General features: G+C 72.3%; 14 protein-coding genes. 7 read left to right on the top strand and 7 right to left on the bottom strand.

The features are described 5' to 3' along the window. Positions 1-98 precede the first annotated feature (98 nt). Complete coding sequence (locus ACIQMJ_RS20505; protein WP_499762586.1) at positions 99-557, bottom strand: hemerythrin domain-containing protein; 459 nt, start codon at positions 555-557, stop codon at positions 99-101. Between the two features lie 28 nt (positions 558-585). Continuing rightward, positions 586-1,314 carry a class I SAM-dependent methyltransferase gene (locus tag ACIQMJ_RS20500; RefSeq protein WP_499762585.1) on the bottom strand — a complete coding sequence of 243 codons (729 nt, stop codon included), beginning with the start codon at positions 1,312-1,314 and terminating at the stop codon, positions 586-588. A gap of 526 nt (positions 1,315-1,840) precedes the next feature. On the opposite strand from ACIQMJ_RS20500, the gene ACIQMJ_RS20495 reads away from it, so the two are divergent. The 4 genes from ACIQMJ_RS20495 to ACIQMJ_RS20480 all read left to right on the top strand — a co-directional run bounded on the left by ACIQMJ_RS20495 (position 1,841) and on the right by ACIQMJ_RS20480 (position 6,652). Next, complete coding sequence (locus ACIQMJ_RS20495) at positions 1,841-2,815, top strand: serine O-acetyltransferase (RefSeq protein ID WP_499762584.1); 975 nt, start codon at positions 1,841-1,843, stop codon at positions 2,813-2,815. 65 nt (positions 2,816-2,880) lie between these two features. Next, positions 2,881-4,332: an EamA family transporter gene (locus ACIQMJ_RS20490; protein WP_499762583.1), complete on the top strand. Its 1,452-nt coding sequence runs from the start codon at positions 2,881-2,883 to the stop codon at positions 4,330-4,332. A 2-nt stretch (positions 4,333-4,334) separates the two neighbouring features. Continuing rightward, positions 4,335-5,306, top strand: coding sequence for a PLP-dependent cysteine synthase family protein (locus ACIQMJ_RS20485; RefSeq protein WP_499762582.1), 972 nt, complete (start codon positions 4,335-4,337; stop codon positions 5,304-5,306). Further along, complete coding sequence (locus ACIQMJ_RS20480; protein WP_499762581.1) at positions 5,303-6,652, top strand: aminotransferase class V-fold PLP-dependent enzyme; 1,350 nt, start codon at positions 5,303-5,305, stop codon at positions 6,650-6,652. The genes ACIQMJ_RS20485 and ACIQMJ_RS20480 overlap by 4 nt, the downstream gene beginning before the upstream one ends. Positions 6,653-6,658: 6 nt before the next feature. Here the strand turns inward: ACIQMJ_RS20480 and ACIQMJ_RS20475 are convergent, their stop codons facing one another. Next, positions 6,659-7,465 carry an alpha/beta hydrolase gene (locus tag ACIQMJ_RS20475; RefSeq protein WP_499762580.1) on the bottom strand — a complete coding sequence of 269 codons (807 nt, stop codon included), beginning with the start codon at positions 7,463-7,465 and terminating at the stop codon, positions 6,659-6,661. Between the two features lie 93 nt (positions 7,466-7,558). Here ACIQMJ_RS20475 and ACIQMJ_RS20470 point away from each other — a divergent pair, with 93 nt between their 5' ends. Next, positions 7,559-8,206 (top strand): HemK2/MTQ2 family protein methyltransferase, encoded by a 648-nt coding sequence (locus ACIQMJ_RS20470; RefSeq protein ID WP_499762579.1) that lies wholly within the window; start codon positions 7,559-7,561, stop codon positions 8,204-8,206. Continuing rightward, positions 8,190-8,381, top strand: a complete 192-nt coding sequence (locus ACIQMJ_RS20465; protein ID WP_499762578.1) for a CDGSH iron-sulfur domain-containing protein — start codon at positions 8,190-8,192, stop codon at positions 8,379-8,381. The genes ACIQMJ_RS20470 and ACIQMJ_RS20465 overlap by 17 nt, the downstream gene beginning before the upstream one ends. A gap of 10 nt (positions 8,382-8,391) precedes the next feature. On the opposite strand, the gene ACIQMJ_RS20460 is transcribed toward ACIQMJ_RS20465, so the two are convergent. The 3 genes from ACIQMJ_RS20460 to ACIQMJ_RS20450 are packed head-to-tail and all read right to left on the bottom strand — an operon-like array spanning position 8,392 to position 11,962. Continuing rightward, positions 8,392-9,390, bottom strand: a complete 999-nt coding sequence (locus ACIQMJ_RS20460) for an iron-containing redox enzyme family protein (protein ID WP_499762577.1) — start codon at positions 9,388-9,390, stop codon at positions 8,392-8,394. Then, positions 9,387-10,457, bottom strand: coding sequence for a carboxylate-amine ligase (locus ACIQMJ_RS20455; RefSeq protein ID WP_499762576.1), 1,071 nt, complete (start codon positions 10,455-10,457; stop codon positions 9,387-9,389). Before ACIQMJ_RS20455 ends, ACIQMJ_RS20460 begins: the two co-directional genes overlap by 4 nt. Beyond that, a complete protein-coding gene (locus ACIQMJ_RS20450) occupies positions 10,454-11,962 on the bottom strand; it encodes an FAD-dependent oxidoreductase (protein WP_499762575.1) in 1,509 nt (502 codons plus the stop codon). The genes ACIQMJ_RS20455 and ACIQMJ_RS20450 overlap by 4 nt, the downstream gene beginning before the upstream one ends. Positions 11,963-12,023: 61 nt before the next feature. Here ACIQMJ_RS20450 and ACIQMJ_RS20445 point away from each other — a divergent pair, with 61 nt between their 5' ends. Continuing rightward, the gene (locus tag ACIQMJ_RS20445; RefSeq protein ID WP_499762574.1) at positions 12,024-12,464 is read left to right on the top strand and encodes a DUF6098 family protein; all 441 of its coding nucleotides are present in this window, start codon (positions 12,024-12,026) and stop codon (positions 12,462-12,464) included. 16 nt (positions 12,465-12,480) lie between these two features. On the opposite strand, the gene ACIQMJ_RS20440 is transcribed toward ACIQMJ_RS20445, so the two are convergent. Next, entirely contained in the window at positions 12,481-14,487 is a 2,007-nt protein-coding gene (locus ACIQMJ_RS20440; RefSeq protein ID WP_499762573.1) for a neutral/alkaline ceramidase, read from the bottom strand. Between the last annotated feature and the right edge of the window lie 55 nt (positions 14,488-14,542).

Here is a 14,542-nt window from a genome sequence, read left to right as displayed (position 1 = left end):
CAGGCAGGATCGCACGAAAGATCACTCGTCAGAGTGAATGATCACGGAACATTCGTGGCGGGCCCGGACAGTTCTTCACTTAACACTGAAGCCGGCGCTCACCCGTCGGTGACGGTGGTGGCGCGCGTGATCAGCGCCGCGTCGGCCTCACCGAGGCGTCCGGTCAACGCCGACAGCACGTCGGCGATCTTGCGCTCCTCGTAGGTGAAGTGCGTTTCCATCAACGCGGCAACGCCGTCCACCTCGCGCGCCAGCGCCACCGGGTCGACCTCGGGCGACCCGGTCAGCGCGGCCAGCGCGGTCAGCGCCTCGGAGACGATCCGGTGGTCGCGGCCCAGCTCGTCCAGCACCGGCCGCAGCTCGGGGTGCTCGCGGGACAGCACGGGGAACACGCCGTCGTCCTCGGCGGTGTGGTGGCGCTCCAGCGCGGCGCAGAACGACAGGCAGTGCGACCGCAGGTCGACGACCCGCGCGCCGTCGGCCAGGCCGTCCCTCAGCCGGTCCAGCCGCTCGCGCAGCGCGATGTGCGCCTGCACGAGCTGGTTGCCGAACGCCACCAGGCGCGACGACGGTTCGATGACGTGCTCACCTCCGGCCCCAGACCGCGATCGCGGGCATCGGGATCACCAGCCGGCCCTCCCCGTCGGAGAACCGCGCCGCGGTCTCCCGCACCCGCTGTTCGATCTTCTCACGGTCGGCGTCGCTCTGGCCGTCGAGGAGCGCGCCGGTGCGCACGGTCGCCTGCCGGTAGGCGGGGAACAGCTCGTCCACGCTCTCCAGCCGCCAGTCCAGGGCCAGCACCTCGGCCCCGGTGTCGGAGAACCCCGCGTCGGCCAGCGCCGCGCGGCAGTTGTCCGGCTCGCTGTAGTGGTAGAAGTCGGGTCCCTCGGGCAGCGCGACGGGTTCGCCGAACTCCATGATCGCGTCCGAGAGCAGCGAGAACCCCACCGCCTCGTCGGGCGAGGCCCACACCGTGAAGCCGAACGCGCCGCCGGGCGCCAGGACGCGGAACGCCTCGCGGATCGCGCGCTCCGGGTCGCCCAGGTGCAGCAGGCCGAAGTTCATCACGACCCGGTCGAACGCGCCGTCGGCGAAGGGCAGGTCGAGCGCGTCGCCCTCGCGGAAGTCGACGTCCGGGAACAGCGCGCGCGCTTTCGCGACCATCTGCGCGGAGAAGTCCACGCCGACCGCCACCGCTCCTCTTCGGGAAGCCGCACCGGCGACATATCCCGGCCCGGTGGCGATGTCGAGCAACCGCGTTCCGGGCGGCACGCCGATCGCGTCGAGGAGCCCCGAGCCGGCCGAACCGGTCAACTCGCCCCAGGATCGGTGATATCTGTCGACCACGCGTTGCCAGCGCGACAACTCGAAGGCGTGGAAATCCCGCGCATCCTGCGACAAACCCCCGGACAACGTGCCTCCCCAGTACCCGCATGCCCATTACGGCCACCGGTCGATCGGGTGGCCAAGGATGCGTCGTCGGGATGCTAGCGGATCGCGCAAGTCCTGCCCCCGACCGGCCCAGGGCGCTTGACCTGGCCATATAGAGGGCGCATGCACGTCGTTGGGACATCCGGGTGAAGTATCGGACTGCGACGTGTTTCGGTTTTATTAATCTGCGTTAATCCCGATCTTCGCCACTGGGCCAGTACAGTGAACGTGCCCGATGACGGCGTAACCAAGTGCGACCGATCGGCGCATCAAGCCGTCCGATCGGCCGAGCGAGCCGCAAAAGTGCGGTCGCCGAACTGCGGAAACCGAGGTAATGTCCCCGACCGCGACATCATCTGTTGACTAGGGGGAACCGGTGTCTGTCGTTCGCGAGGAGTCCGCCTGTCCTGTGGACCGGGAACCGGACGCCGCTTACCCGGAAATTGTTCGGGCGGCGGAGAATGTGCTCGCGCCGCACGAGTCCGATTCGGCCGCGCTCGGTCTCGATTCCGGCGCGGTGGTCCGCCGCGCCGCAGACCTCGCGGTGGGCGACCTGCTGGCGCTGGCGCGACGGGACCCGGCGAGCCTGGGGTCGTGGCAGTACGTGCTGGAGGCGTACGCGTGCTTCCAGGCGGTGCTGTCCTACCGCGTCGCGCACGAGGTGCTGACCGCGCCGTGCGGCGACCCGTGGCGGCAGCGCGTGCTGGCCCGCAAGATCTCCGAGGGGGCGAAGGTGCGCACGGGCGTGGAGATCCACCCCGGCGCGACGATCGGGCCCCGGTTCATCATCGACCACGGCATCGGCACGGTGATCGGCGAGGACGCGACGATCGGCGCGGACTGCTACATCCTGCAGGGCGTGGTGCTGGGGGCGCTGGGCATCGCGGACAACGCGGCGGGCAGGCGGCACCCGACGCTCGGCGACCGGGTGCAGGTCGGCGGGTTCGCGCGCGTGCTGGGGCCGATCACCGTCGGCGACGACGTGATGATCGGCAGCCACGCGCTGGTGCGGGCGGACGTGCCGGCCGGCGCGCAGGTGGCGGTGCTGCACCAGTACCAGATGGTCGCCGGGCCGCGGCCGATCACGGTCTACGGCGTGGAAGGGCTGGGCGAGTACCGGTTCCGGTTGCACGGCAACGACCTGGACCGCCCCGGCCTGGAGGTGCAGTTGCTGGGCCCGACGCAGCTTCCGCTGGCCGCGGGCGACTGGTCGGTGCTCCAGAACAACGCGAAGTGCCTCACGTTCCAGATCTCGCCCCGGGCGCGCGGGCTGCGCTCGGTGGCGCACATCCGGGTCCGCCACGGCGGGTCCGAGGTGACCGTCGGCATCCCGCTGGCCCGCAAGTCGCGGGTCGCGTCGCTGCCGCGCACCGCGGCGGGCTGAGCCGCCGCGGGTCCGCCGTCGCCGCACGACCAGCACACCCTCGTCCAGTCTGGAGATCCCGCTCCATGTCCGCTCCTGAGATCGAGGCGTCGCGGCCCGGTGCCGCAGCCTCGACGCCCGGTCGTCCCCGACAGCTGAAGGCGTTGGTCGCGGTGAGCTTCGCCGCGGTCGTGCTGATCTGGGGTTCGACCTGGATCGCGATCAAGCTCGCGATCACCGACATGCCCCCGCTGACCGCGTCCGGTCTGCGGTTCGTCGTCGCCGGTCCGGCGTTCATCGCGGCGTGCCTGGCACTGCGCAAGCCGCTGCGCTACCCGCGCGGCATGGGCTGGTTCTTCGTGTTCATGGTGGGCTGCTACTTCACCGTGCCGTTCTTCCTGTTCAACTACGGCGAGCTGTACGTGTCGTCGGGCCTGGCGTCGATCTGCGTGTCGTCGGTGTCGATCCTGATGATCGTGTTCAGCGTGCCGATCCTGCGCACGCGCATCACCACGACGCAGGCCGCGGCGGTGCTGGTCGCGTTCGCCGCGCTGGGCATGCTGATCGTGCACTCGCAGGGCGTCGCGGTGACGAACGTGATCGGTGTGGCGGCGCTGCTGGGCGCGGCCGTGATCCACGCGCTGGCCTACATCATGATCAAGAAGCACGGCGGGAAGATGCCCGCGCTGACGCTGAACACGCTGCCGATGGCCGTCGGCGGTGTGCTGCTGACGGCCCTGGGCCTGCTGGTGGAGCGGCCCGGCGCGGAGGCGTTCACCGCCCGCAGCATCGGCGCGACGATCTACCTGGGCATCGTGGCGTCCGCGATCGGGTTCGCGGTGTACTTCTGGCTGTTGCAGCGGATGGACACGGTGCTGGTGTCGTTCGCGTTCGTGCTGTTCCCGATCATCGCGCAGTTCCTGGCGGTGATGATCGAGGGTGCGTCGTTCGGCTGGGTGGACCTGCTGCTGACGCTGGTGATCCTGGGCGCGTTCGGCGTGACGCAGTGGAACCAGCGCAAGGTGCTGCCGCCGCCCGTGACGCCGGCGGTCGTGCCCGCGGTCGACGAGGACGGGCGGCCGTCCGAGGCGGCGCTGGCCGAGGTCTACCGGCACGTGCTGGCGCGCTACCCGTCGGAGGCGTGCGGGTTCGTCCGGGCGAGCGGGGTGAAGGACTGCGTCAACGCCATCGAGGACCGGCCCGAGGTCTACGACCGGGAGAGCCGCACCGGGTACGCGTTCGGCGTGGCGGACCTGCGCGAGCTGGAGGACTCGTTCGACGGCGACGACCCGGTCCGCGTGATCTACCACTCGCACCCGGACGCGGGCGCGTACTTCAGCGACGAGGACCACCGCTTCGCCGTCTACGAGGGCACGCCGGTGTACCCGGTGCGCCACCTGGTCGTGGACACCTCGCGGGACGAGGTCCTGGGCTCGCGGCTGTTCGACTTCGACGCGGCCCTGGGCCGCTACACCGCGATCGCGACGTTCGGCGCGCCGCGCGAGAAAACCGTCCCCCCGCACGTCACGCAGGAGTGAGCATGGGCAAGGGCATCGCCGACTCGGTCTTGGACGCGATCGGCGACACGCCGATCGTGCGGCTGTCCCGGCTGGAACCGGACCTGGACCGCGAGCTGCTGGTGAAGCTTGAGCTGCTCAACCCGGGTGGCAGCCACAAGGTGCGCATCGCGTTGAACATGATCCTGGAGGCGGAGAAGGACGGCGAGCTGGTCCGCGGCAGCGGGCAGACGATCATCGAGTCGACCGGCGGCAACACCGGCATCGGGCTGGCGATGGCGGCGGCGATCCTGGGCTACCGGCTGGTGCTGGTGATCCCGGACAACTACAGCCCGGCCAAGCAGCGGCTGCTGCGCAGCTACGGCGCCGAGGTGCGGTTGTCCGACCACACGCTGGGCAACAACTCGCACGCCGACATGGCCTTGGGGCTGCTGTTCGACAACCCGGACTGGGTGATGCTCAACCAGCAGGCCAACCCGGCGAACCCGGCGATCCACGAGCGCACCACGGCGGTGGAGATCATGGACGCGCTGGGGTCGCGGCTGCCGGACGCGCTGGTCGCCGGGGTCGGCACGGGCGGGCACATCACCGGTGTGGGCCGGGTGCTGTCGGAGCACCAGCCGTCGATGCGGGTCGTGGCCGTGCAGCCGGAGGGCTGTTCGTTGCGGGAGAACAGGTTCGTGACGCACCCGATCCAGGGGCTGGCGGTCGGCCTGGTGCCCGCGGTGCTGGACCTGGGCCTGGTGTCGGACGAGGAGCAGGTGTCGTTCGAGGACGCGCGGCAGATGATGCGGCGGGTCATGCGGACCGAGGGGCTGGCGGTCGGGATCTCGTCGGCGGCGAACCTGGTGGCGGCGTGCCGGGTGGCGCGGGCGCTGCCGCCCGGGTCGCGGGTGCTCACGTTCGCCTACGACGGGGTGCACGACTACCTGGACGCGCTGCCGGACGAGGACCTTGCGTTCGTCGAGGGCGCGGCGGCCGGGGACGCGCGGTGACCCTGTTCCTGGACCCGGACCGGACGGTGCGGCCGTTCGCGCGGCACCGGCCGACCGAGGGCGCGCGGTCGGTGCTGCCGGCGGTGCTGGGCGCGGACCTCCAGGTGCCGCTGGGGTCGGGGGCGACGGCGTCGTTCGCGAACTTCGACCACGCGGCCACCGCGCCGTGCATGGTGGCCGTGGCGGAGGCGGCGCAGGCGTTCCTGCCCTGGTACGCCAGCTCGCACGAGGGTTCGGGCACGCTGGCCGGGATCTCCACGTCCCGCTTCGAGGAGGCGCGGCGGGTGGTGCGCGCGTTCGTCGGCTGCCGGGACGACGACTACCTGGTGTTCACGCGCAACACGACCGACGCGGTGAAGCTGCTGGCGATGGCCGTGCCGGAGGGGACGACGGTGGTGGTGTTCGACAGCGAGCACCACGCGCTGCTGCTGCCGTGGCGGGACGTGCGCAGGTTGCCGATCCCGGCGTCGGTGGAGGAGATGCTGGAGTCGCTGGACGAGGAGCTGCGGACGCTCGGCGGTGACGTGCTGGTGGCGGTGAGCGCGGTGCTCAACGTGACCGGCGAGCTGATGCCGCTGGAGGACGTGGTCGCGTTGTGCCGGCGGCACGGCGCGCGGGTCGCGGTGGACGCGGCGCAGCTGGCCGCGCACCAGCCGATCGACATCGCCGCGCTGGACGTGGACTACGTGGCGTTCAGCGGGCACAAGATGTACGCGCCGTTCGGGATCGGGGTGCTGGCGGGGCGGCCGGACTGGCTGGAGGCGGCCCGGCCGCACCTGGCGGGGTGCGGTGCCACGGTGGACGTGGGCGACGGCGCGGTGACGTGGGCGTCGGGCGCGGCGCGGCACGAGGCGGGCGGGGCGAACGTGGTGGGCGCGGTGGCGCTGGCGGCGGCGTGCCAGACGTTGAGCACGGCGTGGAACTCGGTGATGCCGTACGAGTCGGTGCTGCTCAACCGGTTGCGCTCGGGGTTGGCCGAGGTGCCCGAGGTGGTCGAGGTGTCGTTGTTCGGCCCGGCCAGCGAGCGGGTCGCGATGGTGGCGTTCACCGTGGACGGGGTGGACTCGGCGTTGCTGGCGACGGCGTTGTCCGTGGAGTACGGGATCGGCGTGCGGCACGGCGACTTCTGCGCCCGGCCGCTGGCGCGGCACCTGTCCGGTGAGCGGACGGCCGTGCGGGCGAGCCTGGGGTTGGGCATCGGGGTGGACCACGTCGACCGGCTGGTGGACGCGGTGCGCACGATCAGCGAGATCGGGCCGCGGCTGTTCTACGTGGCCGAGGACGGCGCGTGGTGGCCGAGCACGGAGGCCACTGGGTCACGCCTGCACGTGCCACCGGCGCGGTAGGCCGGGTCAGCGCGCCGACGCCGTGGCCTCCAGCGCGACCGGTGCCGGGGTGGGCGCGGACGTGGCGGGCTCCCGGTCCCGCGCCCACTCGGCCAGGCGCGGGGCCAGGAGCCGGTACACCTCGGGGTCCAGGCCCATGCCGGTGTGCGAGCTGCTGACCTCCACGCAGTCGGCGCACGGGTCGGCGCACAGCTGCCAGGGCGCGATGAGGTCGTTGCGGGAGAACACCGCGATGGCGGGCACGGTCAGCGGCGCGGCCATGGCGGTGGAGTTGGTGTCGTAGCAGGCGCCGGCGAAGCAGTCCTCGTTCAGCAGGCCGGGGATGCCGGCGCGGGAGAGCCGGGCCAGCGTCCGCGCGACGCGCACGACGCTCGGGTGCGCTCCCAGCTGGTCGAGCACGGGGCTGGCGAGCATGACCAGGCCGCGCACCAGTTCGGGCCTGCGCACCGACAGCAGCCGGGCCAGGCCGCCGCCGCGGCTCTGCCCGAACAGCACCACCGGGCCGCCGGTGGCCTCGGCGTGCGCCTCGAGCCTGCGTTCCAGCCGGTCGACCAGCTCGGAGGTGCAGCCCACGTTCATCCCGATCCGGGCCCCGGTGGGCACGTAGCCGCGTTTGCGCAGCCAGGTGGCGGTCAGCCGGAGGCTCCAGTCGCCGAAGCCGAAGCCCGGCACGAGCAGGACGCCCAGTCCGCGTCCCTCGTCCGGGTCGGTCGCGCGCCACGCCTGATCGGCGAGCAGGCTCGGGATGCCGAGCGCCATCGCGACCAGGACCTGTTCACGGGCCACCGCACGGGTCGCCTCCACCACGCCCATCCGACCTCCCTGCGTCCGGGCCACGGGGGTTCCCCGGTGGGATGCGGAACAATCCTGTCGTTTGCGGGCCGTGCCGCCGGGAACCACAGTCCTATGTGGTTGTTGAGGCCGCCGGGCGTGTACCGGCCCCAGGAAGACACGTGGCTGATGGCCGAGGCGTTGACGCAGGCCGGGATGCCGCGCGGCGGTCGGGTGCTGGACGTGTGCACCGGCACCGGCGCGCTGGCGATCGCCTCGGCGGTGGCGGGCGCGGGTGAGATCACGGCCGTGGACCTGAGCAGACGGGCGCTGGCGGCGACCTGGGTCAACGCCCGATTGCGCGGTCTGCGCGTGCGGGTGCGGCACGGCGACTTCGGCGACCTGGTCGGTCGGGGCGAGTTCGACGTCGTCACGGCAAACCCGCCGTACGTGCCCAGCGCCGATGTGCCGGACCGGGGCCCGGCGCGGGCATGGGACGCCGGGCTGGACGGGCGCAGCGTGCTGGACCGGCTGTGCGCGGTGCTGCCGTTGTTGTTGGCGGACAGGGGCATGGGCCTGATCGTGCACTCGGCGTTGTCCGATCCGGACGTGACGTTGCGGCAGTTGCGCGGCGGCGGGTTGAAGGCGTCGGTGGTGGCGCGCCGCACGGTGCCGTTCGGGCCGGTGATGCGGGGCCGGGCGGAGTGGTTGGCCCGGCGCGGGTTGATCGAGCACGGGCAGGAGCAGGAGGAACTGGTGGTGATCCGTGCCGACGCGGCGTGACGCCCGGGTGGTGACCGTGGTGCCCGGTGGGCCCGTCCTGGTGGAGGGGCCGGTGGAGGTGCGGCTGGAGGACGGGACGGTGGTGTGCTCGGACCGGTTCGTCGTGGCGGTGTGCGCGTGCCGCCGCAGCAAGCGTTATCCGCTGTGCGACACGAGCCACCGCAAACGACGTTGACCGGTGGGGCCTACAGGGGCAGGCGCAACGCCGTCTGCCCCTTTTCCCACGCGTCGAGCAGGTGGTCGCCGAGGCGTTGTTCGAGCAGTTCGGTGGCCTGGACACCGAACACGACCGACTCGGTCAGCTCGGGTTCGCGGGCCAGCAGGTCGCCGATGACGTCACGGCGCATCACTTGTTCGTGCACGGCGTCGGCTTCGATGTGCTCGGTGAAGAACTCGACGCAGTCGGGGTGGGCGTCGAGGCGTTGCAGCGCCTTGGCCATGCGGGTGGCGCTGGGCGCGGTGGTGATCTCGGCGGCGGCGAAGTGGCCGACCAGCGATCCGCGCAACGACCGGTGCAGGCCGCACAACGACATCAGGTTGACCGTCGCGAGCATCACGGCGGGCGCGTGCTCCAGGTAACCGAGGTAGCGGTGGTCCAGTCCGGCACCGACGAGCAGGTCCGCGAACAGCCGGGAGTGCATGCGGTCGCCGCGGCCGGCGCCGAACTCGTCGAACTCGACGGCCACCAGCGCCGCCTTGGCCGGGCCGCGCAACCGCGGGATGACCCAGGCGTGCGGGTCGGCCTCCTTGAGGTGGTAGATCGAGCGCAGCGCCAGGTACTCGCGCATGTGCCACCACTGGCCCTCGTCCTTGAGGAAGTGGCTCACGCCGACGCCGTCTACCGGTTCGACCAGCAGTTCGTCCAGCACGCCGTCGATGTCGGCGCCGCCGGGCACGTCGGCGCGCAGGGCGTCGAGGAAGACCCGTTCCAGGCGGGCGCGAAACCGCAGCAGCTCGGGGTCCCACTCCCAGTCGTCCGACACGCCCGCGAAGCCCTGGTAGTGCAGCTCGTAGCACACGTGCAGGGCCAGGTGCAGGTCTTCACCGTAGGGGTCGGCCGAGGCGGACGGGGGCAGGCCGATGGCCGGCGGGTCGCCGCGCAGGGCGTCCAGGACGGCGGCGGACAGGGGTCCGCGCGCGGCGGGCAGCACGGCGCGGTCGAGGGCAGGGTCCACTGTGGTCATGCCCGTGGACTACCCGTTCCGGTGCGAGTGCACGCGAGCAGGTCGACGGCGGCCTCGGGTGATCCCGCCCTCAGTTGCCGCTGCGCGCCCGTGCCGTTGTCCAGCACGTCGCGCACGAGGGCGTGGACGAGGTCGCGGTCCTCGCCCAGCGCGTCGTCGACGTGGTCGAGCAGCGCGTGCACCAGGTCGACGGCGGGCACCTGGCGTGCGCTGAGCGGGTCGACGCCGGGGCCGGACAGCCCGTGGCGGGCGGCCGACCACACGGCGGCGGCCAGGACCTGCTCGTCCGGTTCCAGCGCCGGGGCGGACTCCACGGCGGCCACCAGCGCCAGGGTGAGCCCGGCTTGGAGCAGGGCGTGGTCGACGGTGGCGGCGGTGTCGGCGACGCGGACCTCGACGGTCGGGTACCGGGGTGAGGGCCTGGCCAGCCAGAACGTCTGGCTGCCGTCGACCAGGGCGCCGCAGTCGACCAGCCGGGTGACGCGGGCGGCGTGGTCGGCGGCGCTGTGGCAGACCGGGGGCACGCCCGAGCCGGGGAACCGCGCCTGGTCCATCATCCGCCAGCTCGCGTACCCGGTGTCGCGGTCGTGGTCGAACGGGGAGTTGCCGCCCAGCGCGAGCAGGGTCGGCAGCCAGGGCCGCAGGTGGTTGACCACGTGCACGGCGGTCTCGGGGTCGGGCACGCCGACGTGGACGTGGCAGCCGCAGCACTGGTAGGCGTCGACCTGGCCGCGGTAGAGCGACTCGATGCGGTCGAACCGCTCCCCCGCGCTGAGCTCCGGTCGCGGGTCGGCCAGCGGCGGGGTGCCGGAGGCGACCAGCCACAGACCTTCGGCGTGGGCGGCGTCGGCCAGCGCCTGCCGGCCCGCGGTGAGCTGGTCGCGCAGTTCGCGCAGGTCGGCGCACACGCCGGTGGCGAACTCGACCTGGACGCCGCTGAGCTCGCGGTGGACCCGCGCGCCGGGTGGCAGGTCGCGGACGCCGGCCAGCACGTCGGCGGCCCGTGCCACCGGGCGGCGGCTCTCGGGGTCCACGAGGAGGAACTCCTCCTCGACGCCGACCGTCATGAGGGGTCGCGTCGGGGCAGCGGCTTGGTGGCGGGCCCTTCGAGCACGGCGCCGTCGACGTCGAACCGCGAGCCGTGGCAGGGACAGTCCCAGCTGCGTTCGGCGGGGTTGAACCGGACCAGGCAGCCGAGGTGGGTGCAGCGCAGCGACACGCCGTGCACGCCGCCCGCCTCGTCGCGGTACACGCCGGCCTTGCCGGTGCCGTCGCGGACCACGCGGGCCTCGCCGACGGGCACGTCCGCGACGGTGTCGACCTCGGCCGACTTGAGCCGGTCGCCGACCAGGTCCACGGCGACCTTGGCGTTGAGCTTGGCGAGCTTCGGCGTCGCGCCGAGGGTGAGCCGGTGCGGGCTGAACCGCGCCGCGAGGGGGTTGTCGCGGCCCACGATGAGGTCGGTGAGCAGCTCGGCGGCCATGGTGCCGTTGCTCAGGCCCCACTTCATGAAGCCGGTGGCGCCGTAGAGGGTGTTGGAGCCCGGGGTGTAGGGGCCGATCATCGGCAGGTTGTCGTAGGAGGTGGGGTCCTGGGCGGACCAGCGGTGGGTGACCTCGGCGATGTCCCAGTGCTCGGCGGCGAACTTGGTCAGCTCCTCGTAGGGCTCGCCGGGGGACGACCCGGTGGCGTGGCCCTGGCCGCAGACGATGAGCAGGTCGCCGGAGCTCGACAGCGACCAGGAGGGGCTGCCCGTGCTGATGGCCAGGCCGGTGGGCGGTGTGCCGGAGGCGAGGCGGACGGCGACGCAGTAGGACCGCATGGGTTCCAGGCGGGCGAAGTACAGGCCGCGGTCGAGGATCGGGTAGTGGGTGGCGACGACGACGCGTTCGGCGACGACGGTGCCCTGGTCGGTGTGGACGCGGCTGGGGGTGCCGTCCTCGATGCGCAGGACGCGGCCGGCCTCGTAGACGCGGGAGCCGTCGCCGTCGACGGCTTCGGCGAGGCCGCGCACGTACTTGACCGGGTGGATGGCGAGCTGGTCGTCCAGCCGCACGGCGGCGGCGACGGGGAACGGCACGCCCATCAGCTCGCCGCGGTCGCGCGCGACGGGCAGGCCGGCCTTGGCGGCGGCCCGGGCCTCCTGCTCGACGGCGTCGCGGGACTCCTCGTCGAAGGCGAAGGTGTAGGCGGGCATGCGGCGCAGGTCGCAGTCGATGCCCAGTTCGGACACCAGCGAGGCGACGCGCTCGACGGCGGCCATGTTGCCGTCGGCGTAGTCGGCGGCGGCCTCGGCGCCCTGCTTGCGCTCGATGGTCGAGTACACAGTGGACTGCAGTGCGGTGACCTTGGCGGTGTTGTTGCCGCTGACCCCGCTGCCGACGCGGTCGGCCTCCACCAGCACGACGCGCAGGCCGGCGCGCTTGAGCAGCAGCGCGGTGGTGGCGCCGGTGATGCCGCCGCCGACGACCGCCACGTCCACGGCGGTCTCGCCGGTGAGGGTGGGGAACCGGCCGTGCGGGATCGAGTCCGACCACAGGGAGTGGCGGGCGGTCGTGGTCGCTTCGGTCATGCTTTAGCTCATACCCGCGACTTCGGTGTTCGAACCTCCGTCCACGCGGTAACCCCGGCGCATGCGCACCTTCGCCGATCTAGCCGACCTGGTGTCGTTGGTCGAGGACCGAGCGCCCGCGCGCGAGCTGTACGTGCGCTGGTCGCAGGGGCCGGAAGCGGACAGTGACCGGTGCAGCCGGGACGGGTTGAGCGGTGTGCGGCTGCCCGGGCTGTCCGCGAACTCGTTGGCCATCGAGCCGTGGTGGGGCGACCGCCCGCTGCGGCTGTGGGTGGCCCGCCGCCTGCACGACTACCGCCACCTGAAGGAACGCCGGGGGCCGGGGACGCGGCCGTGGATCCTGGAGGGCCGCGAGGTGGGTCGCGGCCCGGACAACGAGCCGTTGATCGAGTGTCACCACCCGATCGGGTGGATCGCGGACGACGTGCTCGCCGAGTGCGAGCGCCTGGTGGACGAGCACGCCGCGACGAGCTGGGGTCCGCTGGACCGGGAGGGCGACTGAGGGCCCGGCCGCGGGCCTAGCCGACGGTGAACGTCCTGGTGACGCCGGTGAACGGGGTGATGGCGCCGGTCCAGCCGCTCTTCCAGTCGCCGTGGTGGACGATGCGGTACTCCCCCGCCGGCGTGTCGGCGGGGATGGTCCAGGTGATCGTGGCGGTGGAGTTGGCCACGCCCTCGCGCTGCCAGCGGTAGCGGGTGGACCAGTCGCCGTCGTCGGCGTGACGGGTCCAGGCGCCGTCGACGAGGCGTTGGACCTCCAGGAAGGTGCCGTTGCGGCGCAGGTTGTTCTTGGGGTGGCCGGTGACGAACGCGGCGGTGGCGGTCTGGCCGCGCGCGTAGCCGGCGGCGGGTTGGGTGAGGACCTGGCCGAAGGTGTGCCAGGGCGCCTTGTCGTCGAGCACGACCCCGGTCTGGAGGTTGATGTCGGTGAACGGCGGCTTGGTGGGCGTCGCGCCGGGCGCGAGGGGCGTGCCGGCGCGCAGGGACGCGGCGAGCTTGCCGAACTCCTGCTGGTAGGCGGGCAGGGTGTTGCGGCCGAACAGCGTGGAGCCGCCCTCGTACTGCTGGAGGTCGTACTCCTCGGGGGTGGTGATGTACTGGCTGTAGTCGTTGGCGTAGCCCTGCACCAGGACGTTCTCCAGGGGCACGCCGGCCTCGGCGGCGACGGCGCGGCGGATGCGCAGCCCGGCCACGATGGTGACCTCACCGGGCACGGCGACCAGGTGCAGGGGTCCGATCCGGACGATCTGCAGCGGCAGGACGTTCGGCGTGGCCTGCACGAGCCCGGTGGGCACGAGGGACGCCTTGGGGTACTGGCAGTCGCGCAGCCACTGCGGCACCTCGACGTCCAGCGGCTCGAACAGGGCTTTGAGCGGGCTGGTCATGCCCTCGCTGAAGCCGGGGATCGCCGGTCCGTCCTCGACGCTGCCGGCCATGGTGGACGCGCCGACCACGCCGGGGCAGGTGGTGCCGGGTCGTCCGTCGGTGGTGTGGCGGCCGTCGACGGTGACGGCGGACATGTCCACGAACCGCATCCGGTGGTCCACCGGGCCGGTGACGGGGGTCTGCGGGCCGGCGAACACCTGCTGGGCCTTGCGGTTCTGCCGCTCGCCGATGATCCGGGTGTTCTCGACCTCGTCCTCGGTGGGGCCGGAGCCGGGGCGCAGGTTGAGGTTGGGCGACATGTCGCCCGCGTTGGTGTTGGGGAACGCGGCGACGAAACCGGGCCGGTCCTCCAGGTAGCGCACGCCGCGGTCGTCGTGCTCCCACTGGTAGGAGGCGTAGCCCTTGTTGTCGGGGCTGATGAGGGTGTTCTTGTTGGTCATGGACGTGTTGTGGGTGGCGAACCAGCTGATCGCGCCGACGTCGGTCCCGTTCTGCCGGAACTTCAGCACGGTCATGGCGGGGTCGATGCCGAGCGGGAAGTGGCCCTTGTCGGGGTTGCGCTCGAAGGCGGTGCGGGAGCGGTTGACGCTGGCGTCGGTCAGCTCGCCGCGGCCCAGGGACAGCTCGCCGGGCTTGAGGTCCTCGTGGGCGCGCACGACCGACTCGGTGATGCCGTCGGTGATCGCGGCCAGGGTCTGGGGCTGCATGCCGAGGATCGAGAGGTTGTAGGCGAGGTTGTGGGAGTAGCCGCCGGGGCCCGCGTGGGTGTGGGTGGCCGACAGCAGCACGTTCTCGCGGGTGTAGAGCGAGCCGTAGCGGGCCTGGAGCTTGGCCAGCACGCCTTCCTGCACGGCCCGGAAGATCATGGCGAGGTCGGCGTTGACGTAGGCGACGCGCTTGCCGGTGGCCTGGTCGACCACGACGTAGGCGCGGGAGCGCTGGCGCTGGTGGATGCCGGTGGTCTTCTGGTCGAACGCCGAGTAGCCCATCATCCCGTTCTCGGCGGCGGGCCCGGTGACGTCGGAGATGCCGCGCCCGACCAGGTAGGGCTGCGGTGCGGCGTCCGCCGCCGGCAGCCCGACCACGACCAGGGCGGCGACCAGCGCCGTCGCCGTCAACGACCGTCGTGAGACTCGCATCCGCACTCCCCGACATACGCGAAAGCTCTTCACCTTTACTCGACGGTAGGTGATC

The organism is Actinosynnema sp. NPDC091369 (assembly GCF_044757065.1).
Lineage (GTDB): Bacteria > Actinomycetota > Actinomycetes > Mycobacteriales > Pseudonocardiaceae > Actinosynnema.
This window is presented reverse-complemented; position numbering and strand designations above follow the sequence as displayed.

Coding starts and splice junctions, on each gene's coding strand:
- ACIQMJ_RS20440 (WP_499762573.1), bottom strand. CDS start 14,487: ATGCGAGTCTCACGACGGTCGTTGACGGCGACGGCGCTGGTCGCCGCC.
- ACIQMJ_RS20450 (WP_499762575.1), bottom strand. CDS start 11,962: ATGACCGAAGCGACCACGACCGCCCGCCACTCCCTGTGGTCGGACTCG.
- ACIQMJ_RS20470 (WP_499762579.1), top strand. CDS start 7,559: ATGTGGTTGTTGAGGCCGCCGGGCGTGTACCGGCCCCAGGAAGACACG.
- ACIQMJ_RS20445 (WP_499762574.1), top strand. CDS start 12,024: ATGCGCACCTTCGCCGATCTAGCCGACCTGGTGTCGTTGGTCGAGGAC.
- ACIQMJ_RS20475 (WP_499762580.1), bottom strand. CDS start 7,465: ATGGGCGTGGTGGAGGCGACCCGTGCGGTGGCCCGTGAACAGGTCCTG.
- ACIQMJ_RS20490 (WP_499762583.1), top strand. CDS start 2,881: ATGTCCGCTCCTGAGATCGAGGCGTCGCGGCCCGGTGCCGCAGCCTCG.
- ACIQMJ_RS20485 (WP_499762582.1), top strand. CDS start 4,335: ATGGGCAAGGGCATCGCCGACTCGGTCTTGGACGCGATCGGCGACACG.
- ACIQMJ_RS20460 (WP_499762577.1), bottom strand. CDS start 9,390: ATGACCACAGTGGACCCTGCCCTCGACCGCGCCGTGCTGCCCGCCGCG.
- ACIQMJ_RS20455 (WP_499762576.1), bottom strand. CDS start 10,457: ATGACGGTCGGCGTCGAGGAGGAGTTCCTCCTCGTGGACCCCGAGAGC.